This window comes from Haloferax sp. Q22, from assembly GCF_001482285.1.
In the GTDB taxonomy this organism is placed as follows: Archaea; Halobacteriota; Halobacteria; order Halobacteriales; family Haloferacaceae; genus Haloferax.
This window is the reverse complement of sequence record NZ_LOEP01000011.1, coordinates 1-21,217: the sequence shown is the minus strand read 5'-3', so window position 1 is coordinate 21,217 and position 21,217 is coordinate 1. Positions and strand designations below refer to the sequence as shown.

Annotated in this window: 20 protein-coding genes and 1 pseudogene; 10 read left to right on the top strand and 11 right to left on the bottom strand. The window is 60.7% G+C overall.

Features of this window, described 5'->3' with window-relative positions; translation table 11 throughout:
• The first annotated feature begins 60 nt into the window (after nucleotides 1-60).
• Together AM590_RS03975 and AM590_RS03970 are read left to right on the top strand one after the other, a co-directional pair.
• Nucleotides 61-1,134: a glucose-1-phosphate thymidylyltransferase gene (locus AM590_RS03975; protein WP_058826334.1), complete on the top strand. Its 1,074-nt coding sequence runs from the start codon at nucleotides 61-63 to the stop codon at nucleotides 1,132-1,134.
• A gap of 2 nt (nucleotides 1,135-1,136) precedes the next feature.
• On the top strand, nucleotides 1,137-1,316 hold the full coding sequence (locus AM590_RS03970) for a hypothetical protein (RefSeq protein WP_058826333.1): 180 nt from the start codon (nucleotides 1,137-1,139) through the stop codon (nucleotides 1,314-1,316).
• On the opposite strand, the gene rfbD is transcribed toward AM590_RS03970, so the two are convergent.
• Nucleotides 1,304-2,206 (bottom strand): dTDP-4-dehydrorhamnose reductase, encoded by a 903-nt coding sequence (rfbD, locus tag AM590_RS03965; protein WP_058826332.1) that lies wholly within the window; start codon nucleotides 2,204-2,206, stop codon nucleotides 1,304-1,306. The two genes, AM590_RS03970 and rfbD, sit on opposite strands and share 13 nt — an antisense overlap.
• 53 nt (nucleotides 2,207-2,259) lie before the next feature.
• On the opposite strand from rfbD, the gene rfbB reads away from it, so the two are divergent.
• On the top strand, nucleotides 2,260-3,192 hold the full coding sequence (gene rfbB, locus AM590_RS03960) for a dTDP-glucose 4,6-dehydratase (protein ID WP_058826331.1): 933 nt from the start codon (nucleotides 2,260-2,262) through the stop codon (nucleotides 3,190-3,192).
• Nucleotides 3,193-3,663 carry a GDP-mannose mannosyl hydrolase gene (locus AM590_RS03955; RefSeq protein WP_058826330.1) on the top strand — a complete coding sequence of 157 codons (471 nt, stop codon included), beginning with the start codon at nucleotides 3,193-3,195 and terminating at the stop codon, nucleotides 3,661-3,663.
• Between the two features lie 72 nt (nucleotides 3,664-3,735).
• Here AM590_RS03955 and AM590_RS03950 read toward each other — a convergent pair whose 3' ends face one another.
• Nucleotides 3,736-4,980: a glycosyltransferase family 2 protein gene (locus tag AM590_RS03950; RefSeq protein WP_058826329.1), complete on the bottom strand. Its 1,245-nt coding sequence runs from the start codon at nucleotides 4,978-4,980 to the stop codon at nucleotides 3,736-3,738.
• 212 nt (nucleotides 4,981-5,192) lie between these two features.
• Between AM590_RS03950 and AM590_RS03945 the strand changes: the two genes are divergently transcribed.
• A complete protein-coding gene (locus AM590_RS03945) occupies nucleotides 5,193-5,726 on the top strand; it encodes a metal-dependent hydrolase (RefSeq protein WP_058826328.1) in 534 nt (177 codons plus the stop codon).
• A gap of 464 nt (nucleotides 5,727-6,190) precedes the next feature.
• Here the strand turns inward: AM590_RS03945 and AM590_RS21225 are convergent, their stop codons facing one another.
• The gene (locus AM590_RS21225; protein ID WP_256364931.1) at nucleotides 6,191-6,313 is read right to left on the bottom strand and encodes a hypothetical protein; all 123 of its coding nucleotides are present in this window, start codon (nucleotides 6,311-6,313) and stop codon (nucleotides 6,191-6,193) included.
• A 164-nt stretch (nucleotides 6,314-6,477) separates the two neighbouring features.
• Between AM590_RS21225 and AM590_RS03940 the strand changes: the two genes are divergently transcribed.
• The 3 genes from AM590_RS03940 to AM590_RS21425 all read left to right on the top strand — a co-directional run bounded on the left by AM590_RS03940 (nucleotide 6,478) and on the right by AM590_RS21425 (nucleotide 9,324).
• The gene (locus AM590_RS03940; RefSeq protein ID WP_058826327.1) at nucleotides 6,478-7,257 is read left to right on the top strand and encodes a hypothetical protein; all 780 of its coding nucleotides are present in this window, start codon (nucleotides 6,478-6,480) and stop codon (nucleotides 7,255-7,257) included.
• Between the two features lie 925 nt (nucleotides 7,258-8,182).
• Nucleotides 8,183-8,311: a type IV pilin N-terminal domain-containing protein gene (locus AM590_RS21360; RefSeq protein WP_345775624.1), complete on the top strand. Its 129-nt coding sequence runs from the start codon at nucleotides 8,183-8,185 to the stop codon at nucleotides 8,309-8,311.
• A gap of 380 nt (nucleotides 8,312-8,691) precedes the next feature.
• The gene (locus AM590_RS21425) at nucleotides 8,692-9,324 is read left to right on the top strand and encodes a type IV pilin (protein ID WP_058826326.1); all 633 of its coding nucleotides are present in this window, start codon (nucleotides 8,692-8,694) and stop codon (nucleotides 9,322-9,324) included.
• Nucleotides 9,325-10,696: 1,372 nt separating this feature from the next.
• Here the strand turns inward: AM590_RS21425 and dgoD are convergent.
• From dgoD to AM590_RS21220, 5 genes are all read right to left on the bottom strand, one after another.
• On the bottom strand, nucleotides 10,697-11,848 hold the full coding sequence (gene dgoD / locus AM590_RS03925; protein ID WP_058826324.1) for a galactonate dehydratase: 1,152 nt from the start codon (nucleotides 11,846-11,848) through the stop codon (nucleotides 10,697-10,699).
• Nucleotides 11,849-11,969: 121 nt separating this feature from the next.
• A complete protein-coding gene (locus AM590_RS03920) occupies nucleotides 11,970-13,139 on the bottom strand; it encodes an ABC transporter ATP-binding protein (RefSeq protein WP_058826323.1) in 1,170 nt (389 codons plus the stop codon).
• Nucleotides 13,140-13,266: 127 nt separating this feature from the next.
• Nucleotides 13,267-14,172, bottom strand: coding sequence for a carbohydrate ABC transporter permease (locus tag AM590_RS03915; RefSeq protein ID WP_058826322.1), 906 nt, complete (start codon nucleotides 14,170-14,172; stop codon nucleotides 13,267-13,269).
• The gene (locus AM590_RS03910; protein ID WP_058826321.1) at nucleotides 14,172-15,110 is read right to left on the bottom strand and encodes a carbohydrate ABC transporter permease; all 939 of its coding nucleotides are present in this window, start codon (nucleotides 15,108-15,110) and stop codon (nucleotides 14,172-14,174) included. Before AM590_RS03910 ends, AM590_RS03915 begins: the two co-directional genes overlap by 1 nt.
• A 70-nt stretch (nucleotides 15,111-15,180) precedes the next feature.
• Nucleotides 15,181-15,315, bottom strand: coding sequence for a hypothetical protein (locus AM590_RS21220; protein ID WP_007543265.1), 135 nt, complete (start codon nucleotides 15,313-15,315; stop codon nucleotides 15,181-15,183).
• A 58-nt stretch (nucleotides 15,316-15,373) separates the two neighbouring features.
• Here AM590_RS21220 and AM590_RS03905 point away from each other — a divergent pair, with 58 nt between their 5' ends.
• Complete coding sequence (locus tag AM590_RS03905; RefSeq protein ID WP_058826320.1) at nucleotides 15,374-16,651, top strand: RNA-guided endonuclease TnpB family protein; 1,278 nt, start codon at nucleotides 15,374-15,376, stop codon at nucleotides 16,649-16,651.
• A 22-nt stretch (nucleotides 16,652-16,673) separates the two neighbouring features.
• On the opposite strand, the gene AM590_RS03900 is transcribed toward AM590_RS03905, so the two are convergent.
• Together AM590_RS03900 and AM590_RS03895 are read right to left on the bottom strand one after the other, a co-directional pair.
• Entirely contained in the window at nucleotides 16,674-18,113 is a 1,440-nt protein-coding gene (locus tag AM590_RS03900; RefSeq protein ID WP_058826319.1) for a substrate-binding domain-containing protein, read from the bottom strand.
• 53 nt (nucleotides 18,114-18,166) lie between these two features.
• Complete coding sequence (locus tag AM590_RS03895) at nucleotides 18,167-19,192, bottom strand: zinc-dependent alcohol dehydrogenase family protein (RefSeq protein ID WP_058826318.1); 1,026 nt, start codon at nucleotides 19,190-19,192, stop codon at nucleotides 18,167-18,169.
• A 269-nt stretch (nucleotides 19,193-19,461) separates the two neighbouring features.
• Between AM590_RS03895 and AM590_RS03890 the strand changes: the two genes are divergently transcribed.
• On the top strand, nucleotides 19,462-20,220 hold the full coding sequence (locus tag AM590_RS03890) for an IclR family transcriptional regulator (protein WP_058826317.1): 759 nt from the start codon (nucleotides 19,462-19,464) through the stop codon (nucleotides 20,218-20,220).
• Nucleotides 20,221-20,293: 73 nt separating this feature from the next.
• On the opposite strand, the pseudogene AM590_RS03885 reads toward AM590_RS03890, so the two are convergent.
• Nucleotides 20,294-21,115, bottom strand: a pseudogene (locus tag AM590_RS03885) (ABC transporter substrate-binding protein); the annotation flags it as partial.
• Nucleotides 21,116-21,217: the final 102 nt, after the last annotated feature.

Sequence of the window (21,217 nt, the reverse complement as noted above, 5' to 3'; positions counted from 1 at the left end):
GTCGGTCTGTCAGCAGAGCACAAACTTATTTAGTACCGTGTAAGGTATCGTCTCATATCGATGAAAGGCGTACTTCTCTCAGGAGGCACGGGCTCCCGTCTCCGACCCATTACTCACACCGGGCCGAAGCAACTCGTTCCGGTCGCGAATAAACCCGTCCTCGAATATGCGGTCGAGGATCTCAAAGAAGCGGGGATCACCGAAATCGGCGTCATTCTCGGTCACAAGGGCCGCGAGGAAATCCAGGACCTCCTCGGCAACGGCTCCGACTACGGCGTCGAAATTACCTACATCGTCCAGGGTAACCCGCTCGGCCTCGCCCACGCAGCAGGCTGTGCGAAGGACTTCGTCGGCGACGATGACTTCGTGATGTACCTTGGCGACAACATCCTCAAAGAGGGCGTCGTCGACCTCGTCGAGAGCTTCGAATCGGGCGACTTCGGTGCAGGCATCGCCCTTCAGGAAGTCGACAACCCACAGCAGTTCGGGATTGCGGACGTCGACGACCAGGGCAACGTCACCCAGCTCATCGAGAAGCCCGACGAGCCACCGACGAACCTCGCACTCATCGGAATGTACGTCTTCTCGCCCGCGGTCTTCGACGCCATCGAGAAACTCGAACCCTCGTGGCGTGGCGAACTCGAAATCACGGACGCGATTCAGTTACTCCTCGAAGACGGCTACGCAATCGACTCGCACGTCGTCGAAGGCTGGTGGAAAGACACGGGCAAGCCCGAAGACATCCTCGAGGCGAACCAACTCGTCCTCGAAGACAAGTCGCTCAAAAAGCGGGGGACCATCGGTGACGATGCAACCGTCGATGGCCGCGTCGAACTCGCTGAGTCGGCGACCATCGAAGACGGCGCAGTCGTCCGTGGACCGGTTTCAATCGCGGACGGGGCGGTCATCAAGTCTGGCACCTATGTCGGCCCGTACACCGCTGTCGGCCCGGACTCGACGCTCGAAGGCGTTCACATCGAGAACTCGGTCGTCATCGGTGAGTCGAACATCAACACGTCCGGGCGCATCGTCGACAGCCTCCTCGGCAAGGGCGCGAACATCGGCAGCGCGGACGACTTCCTCCCGGAGGGTCGTCGCCTCGTCGTCGGCGAGAACTCCCAACTGAAACTCTAATCATGCACATCATCACCCACGCCTGCACGCAATGCGGGACCGTCGTCTCCGCGAACGAACTCGAATCGAACCGCGTGATGAAGTGTCCCGGTCTGGACTGTGAGAACGTCCTCCGCTTTACGGACCTCGACGAGTCCGACCAGGAGCACTTCCTCGACAACAAAGCCAGCTACGAACTGTAGTCGCTGAACGCAGCTTCAAGCGCTTCAAGGTCGGCTTCTAACGTCGGTTGGGGTCGACCGAGTTCGCCTTCTACCTTCGACACATCGAGACACGAGCGTTGCGGCCTCGCCGCCGGGCGGTCGAGGTCGGCCATGACCGACGACTCGATGAGCGACGGATCGCCACCAATTACCTCACAGATTTCCGCACCGAAGTCGGAAGGCGTGACGGCCGACTGACTAGCCACGTGGTACGTCCCCGACACACCGGCATCGAGGAGTTCCAGCGTCGTCGTGGCGACGTTGCCGGCCCGACTGGGCGTCATCGTCTGGTCGGTGAACAGCGGGACGGTGTCGCCCGCGGCGAGCGTCGAGGCGACCCACTGGGGGAAGCCGACGAGGTCGCCCGTATCGCCACGTGCGCCGTAGACGAACGACAGACGAAGAATGAGGGCGTCAGCATTCACCTCACGGACAGCGTGTTCACCCGCAAGCTTCGAGCGGCCGTACTCCTGAATCGGTGCAGTGTCGTCAGCTTCTTCGTAGAAAGAGTCTGTTTCGCCGTCGAAGACGTAATCTGTGGAGTAATGAACGAACGGAATCTCACGGTCGCCACAGATTCCCGCAATCGTACTGGGAGCGACGGCATTCACGGCGTTCGCCAATTCGGAATCTGATTCACAGCCATCCACGTCAGTATAGGCGGCGCAGTTGATAACGACATCAACGTCGTACTCGTCGAGTAACTCCACGACTCGCTCAGTATCTGTGATATCGACTTGGTGGAGTGGGCAGTCGAAGGCAGGTTCCTCGGAGTGATAGCCGCCGACGACCTCGTGGCCCTGCTCGCGGAGCGTCCGGACGACGACACTCCCGAGCAAGCCGTTAGCACCGGTGACGAGTGCGTACATGTACTCGTTGTGTTGATGAAAATGTAAATATATGCTGCCTCTGTTGGTGGCATATGGACGTACTCGTTACAGGCGGTGCCGGATTCATCGGTTCGAATTATGTTCGGTATCTACTCGACAATAGCGACGATTCCGTCGTCACGCTCGACGCGCTCACGTACGCCGGGTCGCGTGACAACCTCACCGGGTACCTCGACCACCCGAACCATCGGTTCGTCGAGGGCGACATCCGCGACCGCGACCTCGTTGACGACCTCGTGGCTGATGCCGACGTCATCGTGAACTTCGCCGCGGAGTCGCACGTCGACCGCTCCATCGGCGGGGCAGAACCGTTCGTCTCGACGAACGTCCAGGGGACGCAGACGCTCCTCGACGCCGCTCTCGACGCGGGTATCGACCGGTTCCTCCAGATTTCGACTGACGAGGTGTACGGCGAGATTCACGAAGGGAAGTTCACGGAAGACGACCCACTCGCGCCGCGGAATCCCTACTCGGCGACGAAAGCCGGTGCAGACCTGCTCGTCCAGAGCTATCGGGAGACCCACGACCTGCCCACGCTCATCACGCGGACGTGCAACAACTTCGGTCCGCGGCAGCACCCGGAGAAACTCATTCCGAAGTTCATTCAGCGCGCTGCGAACGGCGAGACGCTCCCGGTCTACGGTGACGGCTCGAACGTCCGCGAATGGATTTTCGTCGAAGACAACTGTGCGGCCCTCGATGTCGTCCTCCGTGAGGGCGATATCGGTGAGGTGTACAACATCGGCAGCGGCGTCGAACTGTCGAACCTCGAAACGACGGAGAAGATTCTCGAAGCCGTGGGTGGGTCGGAAGACCAAATCGAGTTCGTCGAAGACCGCGCGGGGCACGACCAGCGCTACGCCATCGATGCGACGAAGACGAAGGCGCTCGGGTGGGAACCCACGTGGAGCTTCGAAGACGGCCTCGAAGCCTGCGTCGACTACTACCTCGGCGACGACGAATAGATGGCCGACCAGCGCAACCAGCCGGACGAACAGGACACGTGGATCCCCGACGACGAGTGGGAGGCAATCGTCGCGAACGTCCCGCTGGTCTCCGTCGACCTCGTGATTCGTCACGAGGGTGGCGTCGTCCTCGGTCTCCGTGAGAACGAGCCCGCGCGTGGCGAGTGGTTCGTTCCCGGTGGGACCGTGTTCAAAAACGAGACGCTGACGGATGCGGTCCACCGTGTCGCCGAAGAGGAGTTAGGCGTCGACGTGACCATCGAGTCGCGACTGGGGACGTTCGAACACTTCTACGACACCTCGGAGGTCGAGGGCGTCGACTCGAAGCACTATCTTGCGACTGCGTTCGAAGTGACGCTCAACGACGATACGCTCCAGAAGGACGCCCAACACAGCAAACTGGCGGTTTTTGAACCACCGTACGAAGACCTCCATCCGTACGTCGAGCGATATCTCAACGCGCTCGATTAAGAACAGCAGCGATAACGCGTCTTCAGTTTTCGATGGGAAGGTCGAGAGAGAAGCGAGAGAAACTGTGTCGGATTACTCGCTGAGCGAACCCAACAGGAACGACCCGAACACCATCTGCAGGCCAATCACCACGGCCACGGTCGCCACGATGTCTGCAACCGCGATCGGCAGCGCACTGAACCCGCTCGTCACCCACGTGACGGCCAGGAAGCCACCGTAGGCAAGCCCACCGAGGAACACGAGCGAGCCAATCGTCGCACCGCGTTCAAGCGAGATCCGCTTCGTGAACCAGGTGGTAAACGGATCCGACGCGCCACGAACCGGATCAGACGACACCGTCGAGAACGCCCCGAACAGCATCAACTGGAAGCCAGCGAGCGTCAGCAGACCGCCACCGATGCCGGTGTGGATGCCGAACGTCGCCCCACCGATCTCGGTCCCAGTCCACGCTAACAACAGCGCCAACACACCAATCACAGACAGCCCGAAGCCAGGCGCAGAGAACAGGTACCCCGGCGCGTTGACCAGCATAAACCGAACGTGTCGCCAGCCATCGGGGAAGCTCTCGAGGTTGGCCTCACCCTCGCGCGGGTGGTAGGTAATCGGCTTTTCCTCGATCTCGAGGTCCTTCGCACCTGCTTCCATGATCATCTCGCTGGCGAACTCCATGCCCGTCGACGAGCAGTCCATGGTCTCCCAGGCGTCCCGAGTAAAGACACGCATACCACTATGCGCGTCACTCACGCCAGCGCCGTAGAACACGTTGAGGAACTTCGTCAACAAGGGATTCCCGACGTGTTCGTGCAGGGGCGGCATCGAGCCGGGCAAGATCTCACCTTCAAGCCGCGAGCCCATGGCCATGTCGGCCTCACCCGACCGAACGAGGTTCAGGAGTTTCGGGAGTTCCTTGAAGTCGTAGGTGCAGTCGGCGTCGCCCATGGCGATGTAGTCACCGCGGACCTGATCGAAGGCGTAGAGGTAGGCGTATCCGTAGCCCTTGCCGTCGGGTTCGATGACGACGGCACCGTGTTCTGCTGCGATCTCGGGCGTGCGGTCGGTCGAACTGTCGGCGACGACGACCTCGCCGTAGATCTGCATGTCCTCGAGCGCGGCTTTGACCCACTCGATACACTGGGCGATGCCGCCTTCTTCGTTGAGCGTGGGCATCACGACCGAGAGCGTCGGCGTGACCTCACTGTCTGCGGGGAGGAGTAGCTCCTCGCCGCTTAGTCTGATGTCCGATTCCGACGTACCGTCTTTGCCGTTACCCAGCTGTTTTGCATGCTGAGTGTCGTTGTGTGCGCTTGACGTTCCCATAGAGATTGACCACCTGTTTGTGAGCACCGTTGAGACTGGATTGCAGTAGTTCGGTGGACCCCACGAACGGTTTCTATCTGAGAGAGTCGGACAGGCGGGTAAAGAGTTTATCGTCTGAGCAGTCTGGGTAGACAGAATATAATATTGATAATATATATGCGAAAACAATTTCGATGAGTGAGTTTATGCGTGGGACGCGCCTCCATCGGCGTGTGTATCCCCTTGGCCACCTCGCACTCGGCTATCTGCTCGTCGTGGCCCTCGCGCGTGTGCGTGACTGGAAACCACGGTTCCCCCACGGCCTGACGCTCCTCATCCTCGCGGTCGGGACGCAACTCCCCGATCTGATCGACAAGCCGCTGGCCTACGCGGGCGTGCTTCCGAACGGGCGGTCGCTCGCGCATTCACTCCTCATCGTCGTCCCCGTCGTGTTCCTGGGCGTCCGGTATCTCACCCGTCGTGGCTACCAGTACGAGGCGCGCGCCCTCGCGGTCGCAATCGGGTCACATATTGTCGGTGACTCGTATCTCCTCGTCTTGCGCCAAGAGTGGCGCGAACTCGGCTTTCTGTTGTGGCCCGTCGTCCCCGGCCTCCAGTACCCAGGCGACGACATCGCCCCGTGGATTCGGATTCTCAACGCCGGCTTCGACAGCCCGCACCTGCAGTTCCAGTATCTGCTGTTCGTCGGTGCCGCAGCAATCTGGCTCGTGAGCGTCTATCGACGACGCCGGCGGCCAGTAACCTGACCTATCGCCCGCATAGTATAACGAACATATGTATGTTCTACAATCCGAGAGGAGAGAATGGTTGGAATCCCAACTACTATGGATAATGCCCACATGTGTCATGATTGGGGTCGACGATGTCAGATCGGCACCCGAGAACCATAGATACCCCACCACTCGATTGAGTCACCAGGGGAACGAGCCGGGTACGGCTTGAGAGGTTTGGTGGCTCGATCACCTCTTCAACACTCGTCGGTTGTTGTGACGTTCCTGCTGCCACCGTGAGTATTCTGGTTAGCTCGTGGCGCTCATTGACCCAGCCGCGCATTGAAGCAATACCAATCATTATTTTCGTGCTTATCGTAAGTGCGACTAGAAGCACAGTTGCGAGCACACGTACACTCCCACTTCCCGCTATGACCAACGAGTCGACGACGATTGGCCGTTGTCCGGACTGCGAGACGGAGCTTCACGAGTATCACGTGCTAATCGAGTTCGAGACGGAAGACGGCGGGACCGGCGTGTTCGCGGACTGTCCCGAGTGTGATGATGTCGTTCGCCTGAATCGGTAATTGCTCGAACGTACTGTAGTCAGACTCGAACAGCATACGTAGTTTTCAAAAATAGCTCGAATTAGGTCGTCGCATAGCACGAATGTCTGACTGCACAGCTAGTCCGTTGCGAGCACATCGCAGACCACGTACCGATATAGTTGGTAAATAGAATGTCTTGAATCGAGATAGTTATATCGGAGAAACACGTTCTCACGTCTATGCCGCTTGCGACGCAGCCAGCAGTCGCGCGGACGTACGCGACGCCGGTTGATGACCCGTGGGAGTACGTCCTGCAGTACCGCGAGACGATGGACTACGTCGCAGCGAACCCCGATAAGGGGTCAACCGCAGTCGGAACGGCAGTCGGCCTCCCACGGAGTCGCGTCCGCGAGTGGATGAACGGCAGAATCCCGGATGTTGTTCGTGGGCTGACGACTGCTGTGGAGAACGGATGGTTTCCAGAGACGTTTCAATCAGAACACGCGCGGGCGCTGAACATACTGGTCGCAGCGGTCTTTGCAACGGGGAGTATTAGCACGGAAAGCTACTCACCGTCGTTCGTTGTGGACGATGAGACAGCAGACCAACTCGAACAGGCACTCACCGTGCTTGGAACGGGGGTTCGGATGTCTCACGAAACGGATACCAAACGAACGACCGAACTTCGCCCTCGACGTGATGCCGTTGTTCTTGGACGCGTCCTCGCTGCGGCCGGTGCGCCGACCGGGGCGAAAGTGCGTGTCAAGGACCTCTCGTTGCCCTCCTACCTGTCTGACGCACCGATGCCGGTCAAACGTGAGTTCGCAGAGGTGTACGTACGGAGTCGTGGGACGAAATTCGAGTCAAAGGATACGACCCCACTTATCGAACAACGAAGCACTACGTTTCGTCGGGAGCTTGCGGCGTTTCTTTCGTCGCTTACTGATGAAGCGGTCTCGGTCGGGACGACCGGTGTCTTTCTGTCGGCCGCTGCCGCGCGACGACTTGGCGTTCGGTAACGCCATCGGAACACGCCCGAAGAATGTTCTCCTGTCGATTAGAGCCAGTTGAGAGAATCGAGGCGTCGCGGGCCGGTGTCGCTTGCCCCACCTTTGAGTCTGTCAACGACGACATCTACTGGCCACCTCCACTCACGGTGACGGTGACGGTTTTGTTGGTGAGTGCCCGTTTCGTTCCATTTGTCCGAACGTAGACCGTTGCAACTGCCGGGTAGGAATCTTGGGAGATCTCTGTTGCCTTGAGCTGACTCTGTGGCAGCGTCATTTTCAGCGTTCGTGGAGAAGTCTGGTTCACGACGTAGGTCGACTGTATCCCGTAGCCCAGAGACGGAATATCCACCCCGTAGATTAGTAGCGCCGAACCAGAGACGGTCTCAATTTCGACGGTCGTGGCGGGGAACCGCGTCGTGTAGATGCCTGACCCACGAACCCCATGTTCTAAGCGATAGCCCGTTCCGGAATCTGGATGCTAGTTGCTTCCAGGTCACCTGTGTGGTTATTGAACGACTCGAAGTTACCCGCCTGTGAGCCCTGTACTGGTGTCAGGTCAATCCCCGGAACGAGTGGTCCACTCACTCCTGTCACAACAGCGATGCACAGCACCGTGAGCAAAAATCTCGTCTCGAGGATGATTCATTGACTCACCGTATACGAATAACCATGATAAGATTGCTGAATAAACTGATGTTCAGCAGCTGGCTCTCGGTCCAGAGAATCTCGTCGTCACGTCGATCAACTCATGTTAATCAGTTGTTTAATCCAAAGAAGCAGTAATTCTCTGAACCGTAGAATTCAGCTAAACTTATTTATCCTCTCGCGACGGTTAGTGTAATAGACACGTCGCGCAATACGAGGGAAACAGAGGGTGGCTACTCGCTGTGGCTCGCTATGTGATCCCTGAGAGATGCGTGTCGGGTGAAACACCATGAACATTCAAAATCTATTCAAAGACGACACCGCGGTGAGCCCGGTCATCGGCGTCATTCTGATGGTCGCAATCACGGTCATCCTCGCGGCCGTCATCGGGACATTCGTCCTCGGGCTTGGCGATTAGGTGGGTAACAGTGCGCCGCAAGCATCGGTTAGTTTCGAGTTTACCCCTGGTGATGACGCCACTGCAGGTGGCTATGATTTCCAGATCATCCATGAGGGAGGGGCTCAGCTTTCCGTTGACGAACTTGGCCTCGCGTACACTCTGCAGGATGGGACAACTGCCTCGGGTGACCTAACCGACGCACCATTCAGTCTCACCACAGGAACGACCTACTCTGCTGGCGACACCATTGTTACCAGTGGTGACGGTTCACTTGAGATCGACGAGGGCTCCGAAATTCGTCTCACGTGGAGCTCGCCTAGTGGCGGTAGCACTGCAACGATCGCAAAGGCAACCGTGCCGAACTAACTCCGAATAAATTCTTTCAAAGAACAATAGAGATGATAAAGAAATTCATACGCGAAGAAGATGCAGTCTCACCCGTGATCGGTGTCATCCTTATGGTCGCAATAACGGTGATTCTAGCGGCCGTGATTGGGACGTTCGTCCTCGGGCTTGGCGACCAGGTTGGAAATAGTGCACCGCAAGCGAGTTTCGAATTCTCGCAGTCAAATTCGGCGTATACTGATGCAGACACGACCCCTGACTCTGTAGAACTCATAATGGTTGAAATCACTCATTCAAATGGAGCGTCCATTGAGGAAGGGACAGTGAGCGTCACGGTTAACGGACACCCTGCATACGGTATTGCAGACAACGGTGCAAGTGCAGATGACCCGACAGCACTTTGGTCTGGCTCTGACACGATCTCTGCCGGCTCTTCAGTTACTGTGGGGCTCTACGATGACGATGGAGACGAGGTAGTCACTACCGCCGGTTCTATCACCAAACTCAACTATGAGGACGCAGCAGGAACTGCTCAAGAAGACAAGATCCAAGCACCTCGTACAACTAATGGTGACGCAACCGCTGCCGGTGCACACGCTCTCGCAGAGGGTGACGTCATCCGTGTGATCTGGGAGTCCCCTGGTGGTGGCAGTACCGCAACGATCGCGAAGTACACGGTCAAGTAACGCGATTCGAGAGACCGACCTTTGAACGTTTTTTGAATACTGACTCCTCGTTGAGTTACAACCATACCACGTAAGTTCGCCTGCCGACCCAGCAAACACTCGCTCATTGAGACTCCACGATAAAGATGTACCACTTCCACCGGTAGTTCGTACCACAGGATACAGCACCCAACGCCGAGGGCAAACAGGTCCAAACGAAGCTTGAATCGGGACCTGTCCACGAGACGGTCGACAAGGGTACTCAATCAGAATACGGCGATGGCCCGATATTCCAGCCTTCCCCACAAATTCGATAATACACTTACTCTGGTTTGCAGTTAGTCAGATCTCTCGACGACGCCTCTCACTCCTAGTGCAAGACGATGTCGTCGAGAAAGACATACACAACAGACGGAACCCAACGGGAGGGCGGACCACACCATTACTCAAACAACGAAGCGTTCCGGCGCGACCTCGCGGCGCTCGTCTCGCGAGTGACGGACGAACCCGTCTCGGTCGGCGCGAACGGCGTGTATCTGTCGGCGACCGCCGCGCGCCGACTCGGCGTGCGGTGAGTCCCCAGATCGAACCCGGATTATGGTGTCGACTCATCAGATCAAAATATATTCTCGACAACTGAGTAAATTGAATCGGCGGTGACGAGCCCGACTTGGATAACCACAGTAGCACAATAAAATACCTCAACAAATTCGGTAGTAAGACAATTTAAACCACACTTAGTGGAAATTTGTCACAGTATACAGAGGAAAGACATCGGCAACCCTCGATCAAAAATATATCGAGCAACGTATTATATTCGAGTCATTGAACAGACCATACATAGTCTACTGCGAACTGCTTCCCCAGGCGAGTGCGTCTGGATGACGCTCCCTCGGAGGTTCTATGCAGACGATAATATTATCGTCTGCATACTGATCGACCACGAACACGAACTGGGCGTCGCTGTCAGGGTGGCCCATCGCTCGGAGGGTGTGGTGCTCGAGAACTGAGAACGGCGTCACTCGGCGGTGCTAGTCCGACTGTTCGGTCACGCTGTCACACGAGCAGAGTTGCAGCGCAGTCCGGATATGGAAGTTTCTCTCGTCAGGGTCGTCTGTTTCGAGGGCTTTGTGCAGATGGACTTTCGTCTGCTCGACGAACGACAACGGCTCACTCATCGCCCCTGGTGCGTATCTCGCCACGAGTCGTTCGGAGGCCACGTACGGTCCAGTCCACGTGCGGTTCGGGTTGTTGCAACATGCCAATCATGTTGCCTAGCTAACCTTATCCGCAAAAGTATTTCTAGACAGTCTCATGCCCTGTAGCCGTTTCAGAGTGGGTTTCGATTCGAACGTGGGTAGTCTGGTCCACGGATGGCCAGTCGACACCCCGGTCACCACTCGGCGAGCCGGCCGTCGTCGTGGTGCCAGACGGGGTTGTACCAGTTGACCTCGCCTTGGGAGCGCTCGCGGACGTACGCTTCGTCCACGTCGATACCCAGCCCCGGGCCGGTCGGTCGCGTGACGAAGCCGTCGTCGAAGTCGAACTGGTGGGGGTCATCGAGATACGCGAGGCCGACGCTCTCGTCCGGGTCGTGGAGGCCGAGGTCCTGTTCCTGCATGACCGCGCTGTGGGAGGCGAAGCCGGCCTGGAGGTTCGCGGCGAAGGCGACCGGGCTCAACGGACAATGCGGGACGACGGACACGTCGAACGCCTCGGCCATCGTCATCACCTTCCGGAGTTCGGTAATCCCGCCGACGTGAGTGACGTCCGGCTGGAGCACCGACACCGACCCGTCGGTCAACAGCGGCTTGAAGTCGTATCGGGAGTAGAACCGCTCGCCGGTCGCGAGCGGGGTGGTCGTCCCCTCGGCGAGCGCGGCGAGCGCCTCGGAGTGTTCGGGGCGGACGGGCTGGTCGATGAACATCAGGCCGTAGGGTTCGAGCGCGTCGACCAACTGCGACGCCATCGACTTGGAGACGCGTCCGTGGAAGTCGACGCCGAGGTTGAGGTCGTCGCCGAGCGCCTCGCGGACGGCGGCGACGCGCTTGCGGGCGGTCTCGACGGCGGCCGGCGGTTCCAGCGGGCCGAACTCGTTGGTGGCGTTCATCTTGAGCGCCGTGTAGCCCTGGTCGCGACGCTGAATCGCCTCTTTGGCGACTTCTTCCGGCGTCTCGCCGCCGACCCACTGGTGGACGGGCATCCGGTCGCGGACGTGGCCACCGAGGAGGTCGTACACCGGTGTGTCGTAGTGCTTGCCTTTGATGTCCCACAGCGCGTGGTCGATACCGGACAGCGCGCTCATCAGAACCGGGCCACCGCGATAGTACCCGCTTTGGTACAGTTTCCGCCAGTGGTACTCGGTCCGAAGCGGGTCTTCGCCCAGCAGGTACACCTCCACGAGTTCTTCGACCGCAGCCCGGACCGTCCGGAGACGACCCTGCACGATGGGCTCGCCCCAGCCGACGAGGCCGTCGCTCGTCTCCAGTTTGAGCAGCAGCCACCGCGGGGGCACCGCGAACAGCTCGTAATCCGTGATGTGCATGGTCGCACAATCCGGAGTGGATACTTCAATGCGCGGGGGAACTACCGCGTGTTGACGACAGCGCCCGGGCCGTGAGCATGAGACTGGCGCTGTCGGCGCGAGGGGGGTCAAGCGAGCGTGGTCAGTCAGCCCCAGCGCTCGCGTTTTCGAGCGGCTTCGAGAGCGCGTTCTCCGCGTCGTCGGTGAGTTCTCGCTGGTGAATCGTCTCGCCGGACTGGGTGTCGAACAGGTGCACATCCGTCGCTGCGACGTGCGCGTGCAGTCGCTCACCTTCGCTGATGGGCTGTTGGCCGTCGACTTCGACGACGAACGTCTCGTCGTGAGACGCCGCGACCGACCGGACGTACACGTACGAGACGCTGCCCATCGGTTCGACGACGTCGACGACGACCTCGAAGCCGTTGTCTGTGGGTTCGTCGGAGAGGGTGTAATCCTCCGGACGTGCGCCGAGAGTCACCGCGGTCCGGTCGCCGACGTTCGCTTGCATGCGCTCGGAGAGATCGTACTCGAAGCCGTCGGCGACGAGCGTGCCGTCTGTGACCTCGCCCTCGAAGAAGTTCATCGACGGCGACCCGATGAAGCCGGCGACGAACCGGTTTGCGGGCCGGTAGAAACACTCCAAGGGCGTGCCGACCTGCTGGAGTTCGCCGTAGTTGAGGACGACCAGCCGGTCGCCCATCGTCATCGCCTCGGTCTGGTCGTGGGTGACGTACAGCGTCGTCACGCCGAGGTCGCTCTGGAGGCGATTGATTTCGGTGCGCATCGTCGTCCGGAGCTTCGCGTCGAGGTTCGACAGCGGCTCGTCCATCAAGAACACGTTCGGGTCGCGGACGATGGCGCGGCCGAGCGCGACGCGCTGCTGTTGGCCACCGGAAAGTTCGCCGGGCGTGTTGTCCAAGAGCGACTCGATACCCATCATCTCGGCCGTCTCGGTCACCGTCCGTTCGATTTCGTCGGCCGAGAGGTCGGTCGACATCTTGAGCCCGAACGACATGTTCTCCTCGACGGTCATGTTGGGGTACAGCGCGTAGTTCTGGAACACCATCGCGATGTCACGCGCCCGCGGGCCGAGTTGGTTGACGACCGTGTCGCCGATGGACACGTCACCGTCGGTCTGCGTTTCGAGGCCGGCGACCATCCGCATCAGGGTCGATTTGCCGCTGCCCGACGGGCCGACGAAGACGACGAACTCGCCGTCTTCGATGTCGAGCGACACGTCGTCGACGGCGACGACCGCGTCGCCGCCCTCGCCGAACTCCTTCGTTACGTCGTCGAGTGTGATACTGGCCATGAGTGTGTCTCCGTGTTCGTGGTGCGGCTGTGTGTCCCCGCCGCGTGGGTGTGGGTACGGGTGTGGTTCGCGAGCGATGCGTGCTGTCGTGCCGACGGTCGTCGGCGGTGTGCTGGGTCGGTCAGTGTCATTCTTTGATCACCACGCCGAAGCTCAGCCCCGCGGCGAGGTACTTGTTCACCGCGATGAGGAAGATGACGACCGGGAGAATCATCGCCATCGAGGCCGCGGCGAGCATCCCCCACTCGATGGAGCGCGAGCCGATAAACGAGTAGACGAACAGCGTCACCGGGACCGCCTTGAAGTTCGTCAGGACGAGGCCGAACAGGAGCTCGATCCACGCGAAGATGAAGCTGATAATCGCGACCGAGAAGATGCCCGGTTTCGCCGCCGGCAAGACGACCTTGCGGAAGCCCTGGAACCGGGTCGCGCCGTCGACGCGGGCGGCCTCTTCGAGCGTCTCGGGGATGCCGTCGAAGAACGCCTTCATCACCCAGACGACGAGCGAGAGGTTGATGCTGACGTACATGAACACCATCCCGATGCGGCTGTCGAAGAGGTTGAGCTCCCGGAAGATGACGAAAAACGGGATGACGACGGCGATGGGCGGGAGCATCCGCGAGGAGAGAATCCACACGAGCACGTCCCGCTCCATCGGGATGTCGTACCGTGAGAGCACGTACGCCGCGGGCACGCCGATGAGCAACACGAGGACGACCGACGCCGACACCATGACGACGCTGTTGGCGAACGCCGCGAGGAACGCGCCGTCCTGTGCGAGCCGGATGTAGTTGTACACCGTCGGCAGGAAAAGCCAGTCCGGCGGCAGCGCGTTGGCTTGCCCCGGTGGCTTCAGCGACATCGACGCCAGCCAGTACAGCGGGAACAACACGACGAACGACCACCCCAACAGGAGGCCGTGGCGGGCGACGCTCACGAGCGTCTCTCGGGTGTCTTTGTCGAGGCGCTGGGACCCGGTGTCCACGGGCGACTGCGACTGGGACGGAGACTGCGACGGGTTCTGGGACGCCATCAGTCCCACACCCCCTCGAAGCCGACCTTGGCGATGACGATGTTCGCGATGGCGACGACGAAGACGAGGTAGACGACCGCAATCGCGGCCGCCACGCCCGGTGAGTTGTTGATGAACATCTGTTCGTAGATGTTGATGCTCACGAGTTGGGTGGCCGTCCCCGGGCCGCCCTGCGTCAGGCCGTAGACGACGCCGAACGTCCGGAAGAGGTCGATGAGCCGGATGAGCGTGGCGACGAACACCACGGGCTTCATGTACGGGATGACGACGTGGAGGTACCGACGCCACAGCGGCGCGCCGTCGACGCGCGACGCTTCAATGAGCGTGTCGGGCACCGACGAGAGGCCGGCGTAGAAGATGATGAACATGAACGGCGTCCAGTTCCACGTGTCGAGAAGCACCACCGTCAACAGCGGAATCTCAGAGAGGAACGCCGGGGCCGCGAAGGGCGTCGTCGCCTCGATGAGATACGGGATGACACCGATTTCGCTGTTCAGCATGATGCGGCCGATAGTCGCGAGCGAGACGGGCGCGACGGCCATCGGGATGATAAACAGCACCCGGTAGAACGACTGCAGTCGCTCGGACTCCACGCCGGCGACGAGCGCGGCGAGGCCGAACCCGAGGACGCTTTCGAGCGCGAGCGCGCTGACGACGACGGTCACCGTGATGATAAACGAGTGCAGCGCGCCGCCGCGGCCGAACGCAGTCGCGTAGTTCTGCAGGCCGACGAACTCGGCTGCGAAGACGTCGAACGTGGGTTCCTCGATGACGCTGAGGTAGAGGTCGTACGCGCCGGGGAAGAAGGTGATAAGCAGCATCACCAGCACCATCGGCGCGATGAACCAGTACGGGAGGTAGTCGTTCCACAGCTCCCGGAGCCTGGCGACCCCCGTCTCGCTCGTCGTCGTCGTTTCGGTCTGTGTTTGCGTGCTCATCTTGGGATAGCGAGGAAACCCTGTCCTTTAGGACGGGGAGAAATCGCGTTCGTACACAGTACCCCTTGACTTACAGTGGCCCCTCGGTGTCTAGTGCTTTCGCACCCTGAATGACGAGTCCTCGCCACGTCAGCCCGTGGGCCTCTTTTACTTCGCTCAGTTTCTCGTATTCTTCGTCGCTCACTTCGATGTTCAGGTTCGGCATTTCTACTTGTGCTTAGTAATTCATTAGTTTTAACTTTCATGGTTTCGAGTGTTCTACTGTGACCGCTACTGCCACCAAGACGTTGCAGGCCACGCTCGCGCCCCCCACGGCGCACAAAGAGCGCCGGCTTCAACGAACTGTGGCTACCTACCGTCGCGCCCTCTCCGAATCGTTCGAGAGTGGCGCGACAACACAGACCGCGGTTAACGACGTTGTGACGCCGTACACGCTCACGTCCTACGCGAAAGACGCGCTCAAGTCCTACGTCCCGAAACTGCGGGACACGTACAACGCTTCGGAGTTGAAGGACGACCACCCTGTTCGATTCACGAACCGTGGGTGGCGTCTCGACCACTCTGCGGAGCGACGACACGAGTTCTGCTGGCGCGTCCCACAGGCAGGACGTGGCAATGCGTTCTGGATTCCGCTCCGTATCAATCCCGCACAGAGTGAGTTGTGGGACGACCTCCTCGACGACGACGTATCGGTCGGAGAGTTTCGACTGCAAGAGCATCGAACGAATTGGGTGCTTCACGTCACTGTCGAGTACGAGGTCGCGGAGCCAACTGAACCAGACGAGCCGACGTACATCGGCTTCGATATTGGGGAATCCAAACTCCTGACGGGCTGTGCCCTTCGGGACGGTACTCCAACCCAACCGTACATCTACAACGGTGGTCGTGCCCGACACCTCCGTAAAGAGATGTTCACGACCCTCCGTCGCCTCCAAGAGCGAGACGCCGAGTGGCGTATTCAAGAGCGATTCGACCATTATCAAAACGCTCTCACGGATATTGTTGAGAAAGCGTCTCGACAGGCTATCGAGTACGCCCAACAGTTCGAGAGCCCCGTTATCGTTCTCGAAGACCTGTCGTACATCCGCGAACATCTTGACTACGGTAAGTGGATGAATCGCCGCCTCCACAACTGGGCGTTCGCACGACTTACTGGCCGAATCGAGGACAAAGCCCGCGACGCGGGTATCTGTGTCCGATTCGTGAATCCCGCGTACACCAGTCAGACGTGCCATGAGTGTGGACATATCGGCTCTCGTGGTACCCAAGCCATGTTCCGCTGTACGAACGGCGAGTGTTGGGTGACGGAGTACCAAGCAGACATTAACGCGAGTGTGAACATCGCACGTCGCGTCAACCCGTGGGGAGAGAGGTGCGCGTTGAAACTGCACACCGATGACTCGCCACAGGACGGGAGTGCTTGTGACAGCACCACAGGACACCGCGAGCAGAGTCGGCAATCCCGACAGACGACGCTCGAGGACTTCAGTTCTGAAACCTCCGACGACGAGGCTTCCCTTGTAGGAAGCCCCGCCATTTAGGGCGGGTGAGGATGTCACGGCGTCACTCGCTGTAGATCTCCTCTGCGACCTCGGCGGCTGTCGTCATCGCGGCCTCGGGGGACTTCTGGCCCGCGAGCGCGCGCTGGAGTTCCTCGGAGTAGCGCTGTCCCCACTCGGGATACTTCCGGTCGAACGGGTCGGGCGACGCCGACTGCAGCGATTCGAGGGTCACCTGCGCGAACTCCTCGCCGACCTGCGAGCGGAACTCGTCGTTCTCCCAGACCGACTGGCGGACGGAGAAGGCGGCGTCGCTTTCGAGGTGCATCCACGTGTTCGTCGGCTCCGAGGTGGCCCAGAGCATGAACAGGAACGCCTCCTTCGAGTTCGCCGCGTTCTTCGACGTCGAAATCTGCCAGTTGTACGCGTTGGGGGCGAACTCGCCGTCGGCCGGCTTCGGAACCTTCGCGATGCCGACGGTATCGGAAATCGACGATTCCGAACCGGTCAGGCCGGGCCAAAACAGGTTCGCGTCGGCGACGATATGGCCTGCGCGGCCCTCCTGCATCGTCGAGAGCACGTCGGACCACGACTGGGTGGACGCGCCCTCGGGGCCGAACTCACGCAGGAGGTTCGTGTACCACGTCGCCGCGTCGATGACGCCCGACGAGTCGAGTCCGGAGTCGGTCGGGAACTCCGTCCAGAGCGACGACCCCATCTCGCGGAGGAGCATGTTCAGGATGAAGATGTTCATCCCGTAGCCCTTCTGCCCGCGGCCGACGGTGCCGACGACCTCCGACTCGTTTTCGTGAATCGTCTGGGCGTTCTGTCGGAACTCCTCAAGCGTCTCTGCGACTTCGAGGTCGTGTTTCTCGTAGAGGTCCGTCCGGTAGAACTGGGTTTGGACTTCGACGGTGATGGGCAGGCCGGTCCACTCGTCGCTGAAGCCGCCGCCGTGGGCTTGCCACCGCGACGCCTCGAAGAGGTCGTTCGGCTGGTACCAGTCTTCGTCGTACAGGCTCTCGTCTTCGAAGTAGGGGTCGAGCGGCTGAAGCCAGCCTTCGTTTCGGTACTGGTTGACCACCTGATCCATGAAGAAGACGTCGAACTGGCCGGCCCCGGTGCTCACGTCGGTCTGGCGCTTCGTCCGGAACTGGTTTTCGGGCAGGATGTTCCAGACGACGTCGATACCGGTGAGTTCCTCGAACACCGGAATCGCCGGCTTGATGGCCGAGACCCACGGGTGCTGGACGGCACCGATGTTGATCTGGGAGCCCTCGAACTGCGCCCAGTCGATGTCGGCGTCGTACTCGCTGAGCGGGATGGCGGGTTCGGACGACGACGCAGTCGAGGTGTCGCCGTCGGTGCCATCGCCGTCGCCGTCAGTCGAGCCGCCGCTGTTCTGTGCCTGGTCGCCGCCGCGGGTACAGCCCGCGAGGCCGCCGAGGAGACCCGCAGTCGCTGCCGTCTTGATGAAGCTTCGTCGGTTGTGGTCGTTCGTCATTGGGAGTAGTGTGGTGTGTGCTGTGTCTGTGTGGTCAGTCGCGCTGTGCCGCGTTACCGGGCCGGGTAGATGATCTTCTTCAGCCCGCGGTTGTCCTCCATCTGGTCGAACGCGGTTTCGAGACCGGCGAGACCGAACTCGTCGGTGACGAGGGTGTCCACGTCGATACGGCCGTTCTGGAGCAGTCGCACTGCCCGTGCGAACGTGTCCGGCGTGAGCGAGTAGCTCGTGACGACCTCGCGTTCCTCGAAGAACAGGTCGTACGGCGAGAGTTCGATCTCGGCGTCTTTCGGGGGGACGCCGAAGATGAGCGTCCGGCCTCCCGGTCCCGTGAGCGAGTGCGCCTGTGCGATGGTCTGTGGGAGGCCGACGGCCTCGACGGCGATGTCCACGTCGCCGACGAGATTCGGAATCACCGTCGTCGGGTCCGTGACGGTCGGGTCGATGGTGTGGTCGGCACCGACCGACTTCGCCACCGCTCGACGCTCGTCGACGGGTTCGGAGACGACGATGGTCCCCGCGCCGCTCGCTCGGAGCGCCTGGACGAGAAGCAGGCCGATGAACCCCGCACCGACTACGACGACGGTCTCGCCGCTCGTCAGGTCGGTCTGGTCGATGCCGTTGATGACGCAGCCGAGGGGCTCGGCGAACGCGGCCGTCCGGTAGTCGAGGTCGCCAATCGCCTCGACGTTCCCCACGGGAACGGCCGCGTACTCCGCGAACGCGCCGTCGATGACGTGTTTCGCGGCCCCGCCGAGCGAAGTGAGGTCGTGACAGAGGTTCTCCCGGCCGGCCTTACAGGCGCGACACTCGTGGCACGGCACCGACGGGTTGATGGCGACCCGGTCGCCCACTTCGTAGCCGTCGACGTCCGACCCGACATCGACGACTTCGCCCGCGCTCTCGTGGCCGGGCACCGTCGGGAAGTCGACATCGAGGTTGCCGTGATACATGTGCAGGTCGGTGGTGCAGACGCCACAGGCGTGTATCTCGACCAGCACCTCGTCCGCGTCGGGGCGCGGTCGGGCCGTGTCGGTTATCGCTACGGTGTGGGTGTCCGTCAGTTGGGCAGATTTCATTGGTTCGACCGTGACAATCCGTTCAAAAACTGATTGATAAAACCCCATGGCAAGAATCAAAACCGCTCGTTTAGAGATCTATACCACCGAATATCGGCCGATTCAGATTGTTCTGCAGAGCAAAACGAGGTAGCTATTGCCGCCCCATTTGTTGTATAAGCTATAATAATTAACAATCAGGCGTGTACTGGGGCGTGTGCGGCGCGGGGCATCGTTCTGCTCTGAAAAACAATTTCTATATAGCCGTGTCACCTCGTGGCACTACAGAGATGACGGGGACAACGACGGTCGACGCGACGATGAACTCGTTTCGCATCCTCGAGCGACTGGTCGCGTCCGACGAGGCGCTCGGGGTCACCGAACTCGCGGCCGACGTCGGGCTCTCGAAGGGCGTCGTACACACGCACCTCAACACGCTCGCGGAACTCGGCTACGTGACGAAGCGAGACCGGAAGTACCTCGCGTCGATGGGGCTGTTGGCCCTCGGCGAGGAGGTTCGGTCCCACCTCGGCGTATTCACCGCCGCGAGACAGCACCTCGATAACTTGGCGCGGGTCACCGGAGAGGTCTCGACGCTGTTCGTCGAGGAAGACGGCGTCGGCATCTGCGCGTACATGGCTCACGGGCCAAACGACTGGGCGCCCGCGTACGCGTGTGGAACCCGCATCCCGCTCCACGTCACGGCCCCCGGCAAGGCCATGCTCGCGTCGCTCGGCCGCGAACGCGTCGACGACATCCTCGACGAACACGGCCTCGACGCACGGACCGGCGAGACGATTACCGACCGCAACGTGCTCCGCGGCGAACTCCGAACGATTCGCGAGAACGGCATCTCGTTTTGCAGAGAAGAACAATCTGCGGGGGTTATCGGGGTGGCGTCGTCGATTGCCCTGACTGAGCGCGCGCCAGCCGCGGCCATCGGCGTCTGCGGGCCGTCGAGTCGACTCACCGGTCGGTATCTCGAAGAGGACATCACCGGGCAGGTCATCAGCACCGCGAAATCGATTCAGGTCGACCTGACGCGGTGACCCAACCGGGTAGCGTGTCGCCTCGCGGACGTCGAACGCGAGACGACCCGAGTCGCTCGCCCCAGCGACGCGGTTACAGATTCTCGCCCGCGATGATTTCTTCGACCCGCTCGTGGTCGAACAACTGCTCTTCGGCCCCGAAGTCGGGGTAGTCGTCGCCGTCCTCGTAGGTCGGCCAGTCGCCGAACTGGTCGGGGTAGAGCTGTTTGGCCGTCATCTCGGTCTGGAACAGGTTCATGAGCGGCCCCTGCCACCGCGTCCCCTGCGGGTAGACGCGGTCGTTCTGGACGGCGGCCAGTTCGCGGCCGACCGGGTCGTCCCGGAGGTTCTGTTTCAGCCCGTCGAAGTCGAACGTCTCCGTGACCGTCCACAGCGCGAGAATCACGTCGGGGTCGGCTTCGAGGAGCGCCTCCATGTCGACCTCCTGGAACGGCCCCGTGAACTCCTCGTCGCCGAAGGCGTCGACCGCGCCGAGCGGCCGGGTGTGGGCGTTCCAGTAGCCGGGCGCGTTCAGGCGAAGGAGGTAGATGCTCGAGAGGTCCGTCGAGACGGAGAGATACGCGGCGGTCGGCCGCTCGGACTCGGCCGGAAGCCCGTCTTCGACGGTGGTGAGCTGGTCGTCGTGGACGGACTGCAGGGCCTCGTAGCGTTCGCGCTCGCCGTACAGCGACGCGACGCGGTCGAACAGTTCCCAGAGGTCGTAGTACTGGTAACCGTCGGCCCACGCCTCCGGGGGCGCGGAGTTGAAGTTGCTGTAGTAGTTGCCGAACCACGGGCCGATGTTGTCCGCGACCTCGTCGATGTCGGACTGGTTCCAGTTGTCCTGCGTGGACACCCACGCGGGGTCGACGAGGTGGAGGTTGCTGTCGAGTTCGTACAGCCGCTCTTTCGTAAATTGCCTCGGGGCCAAGTGGTTCGAGAGACCTGCGGTCTCTCGTCATCACGAAACGGCGCAGCCGTTTCGGACGACCCCGAGGCTTTCGCGTGGACTCCCGTT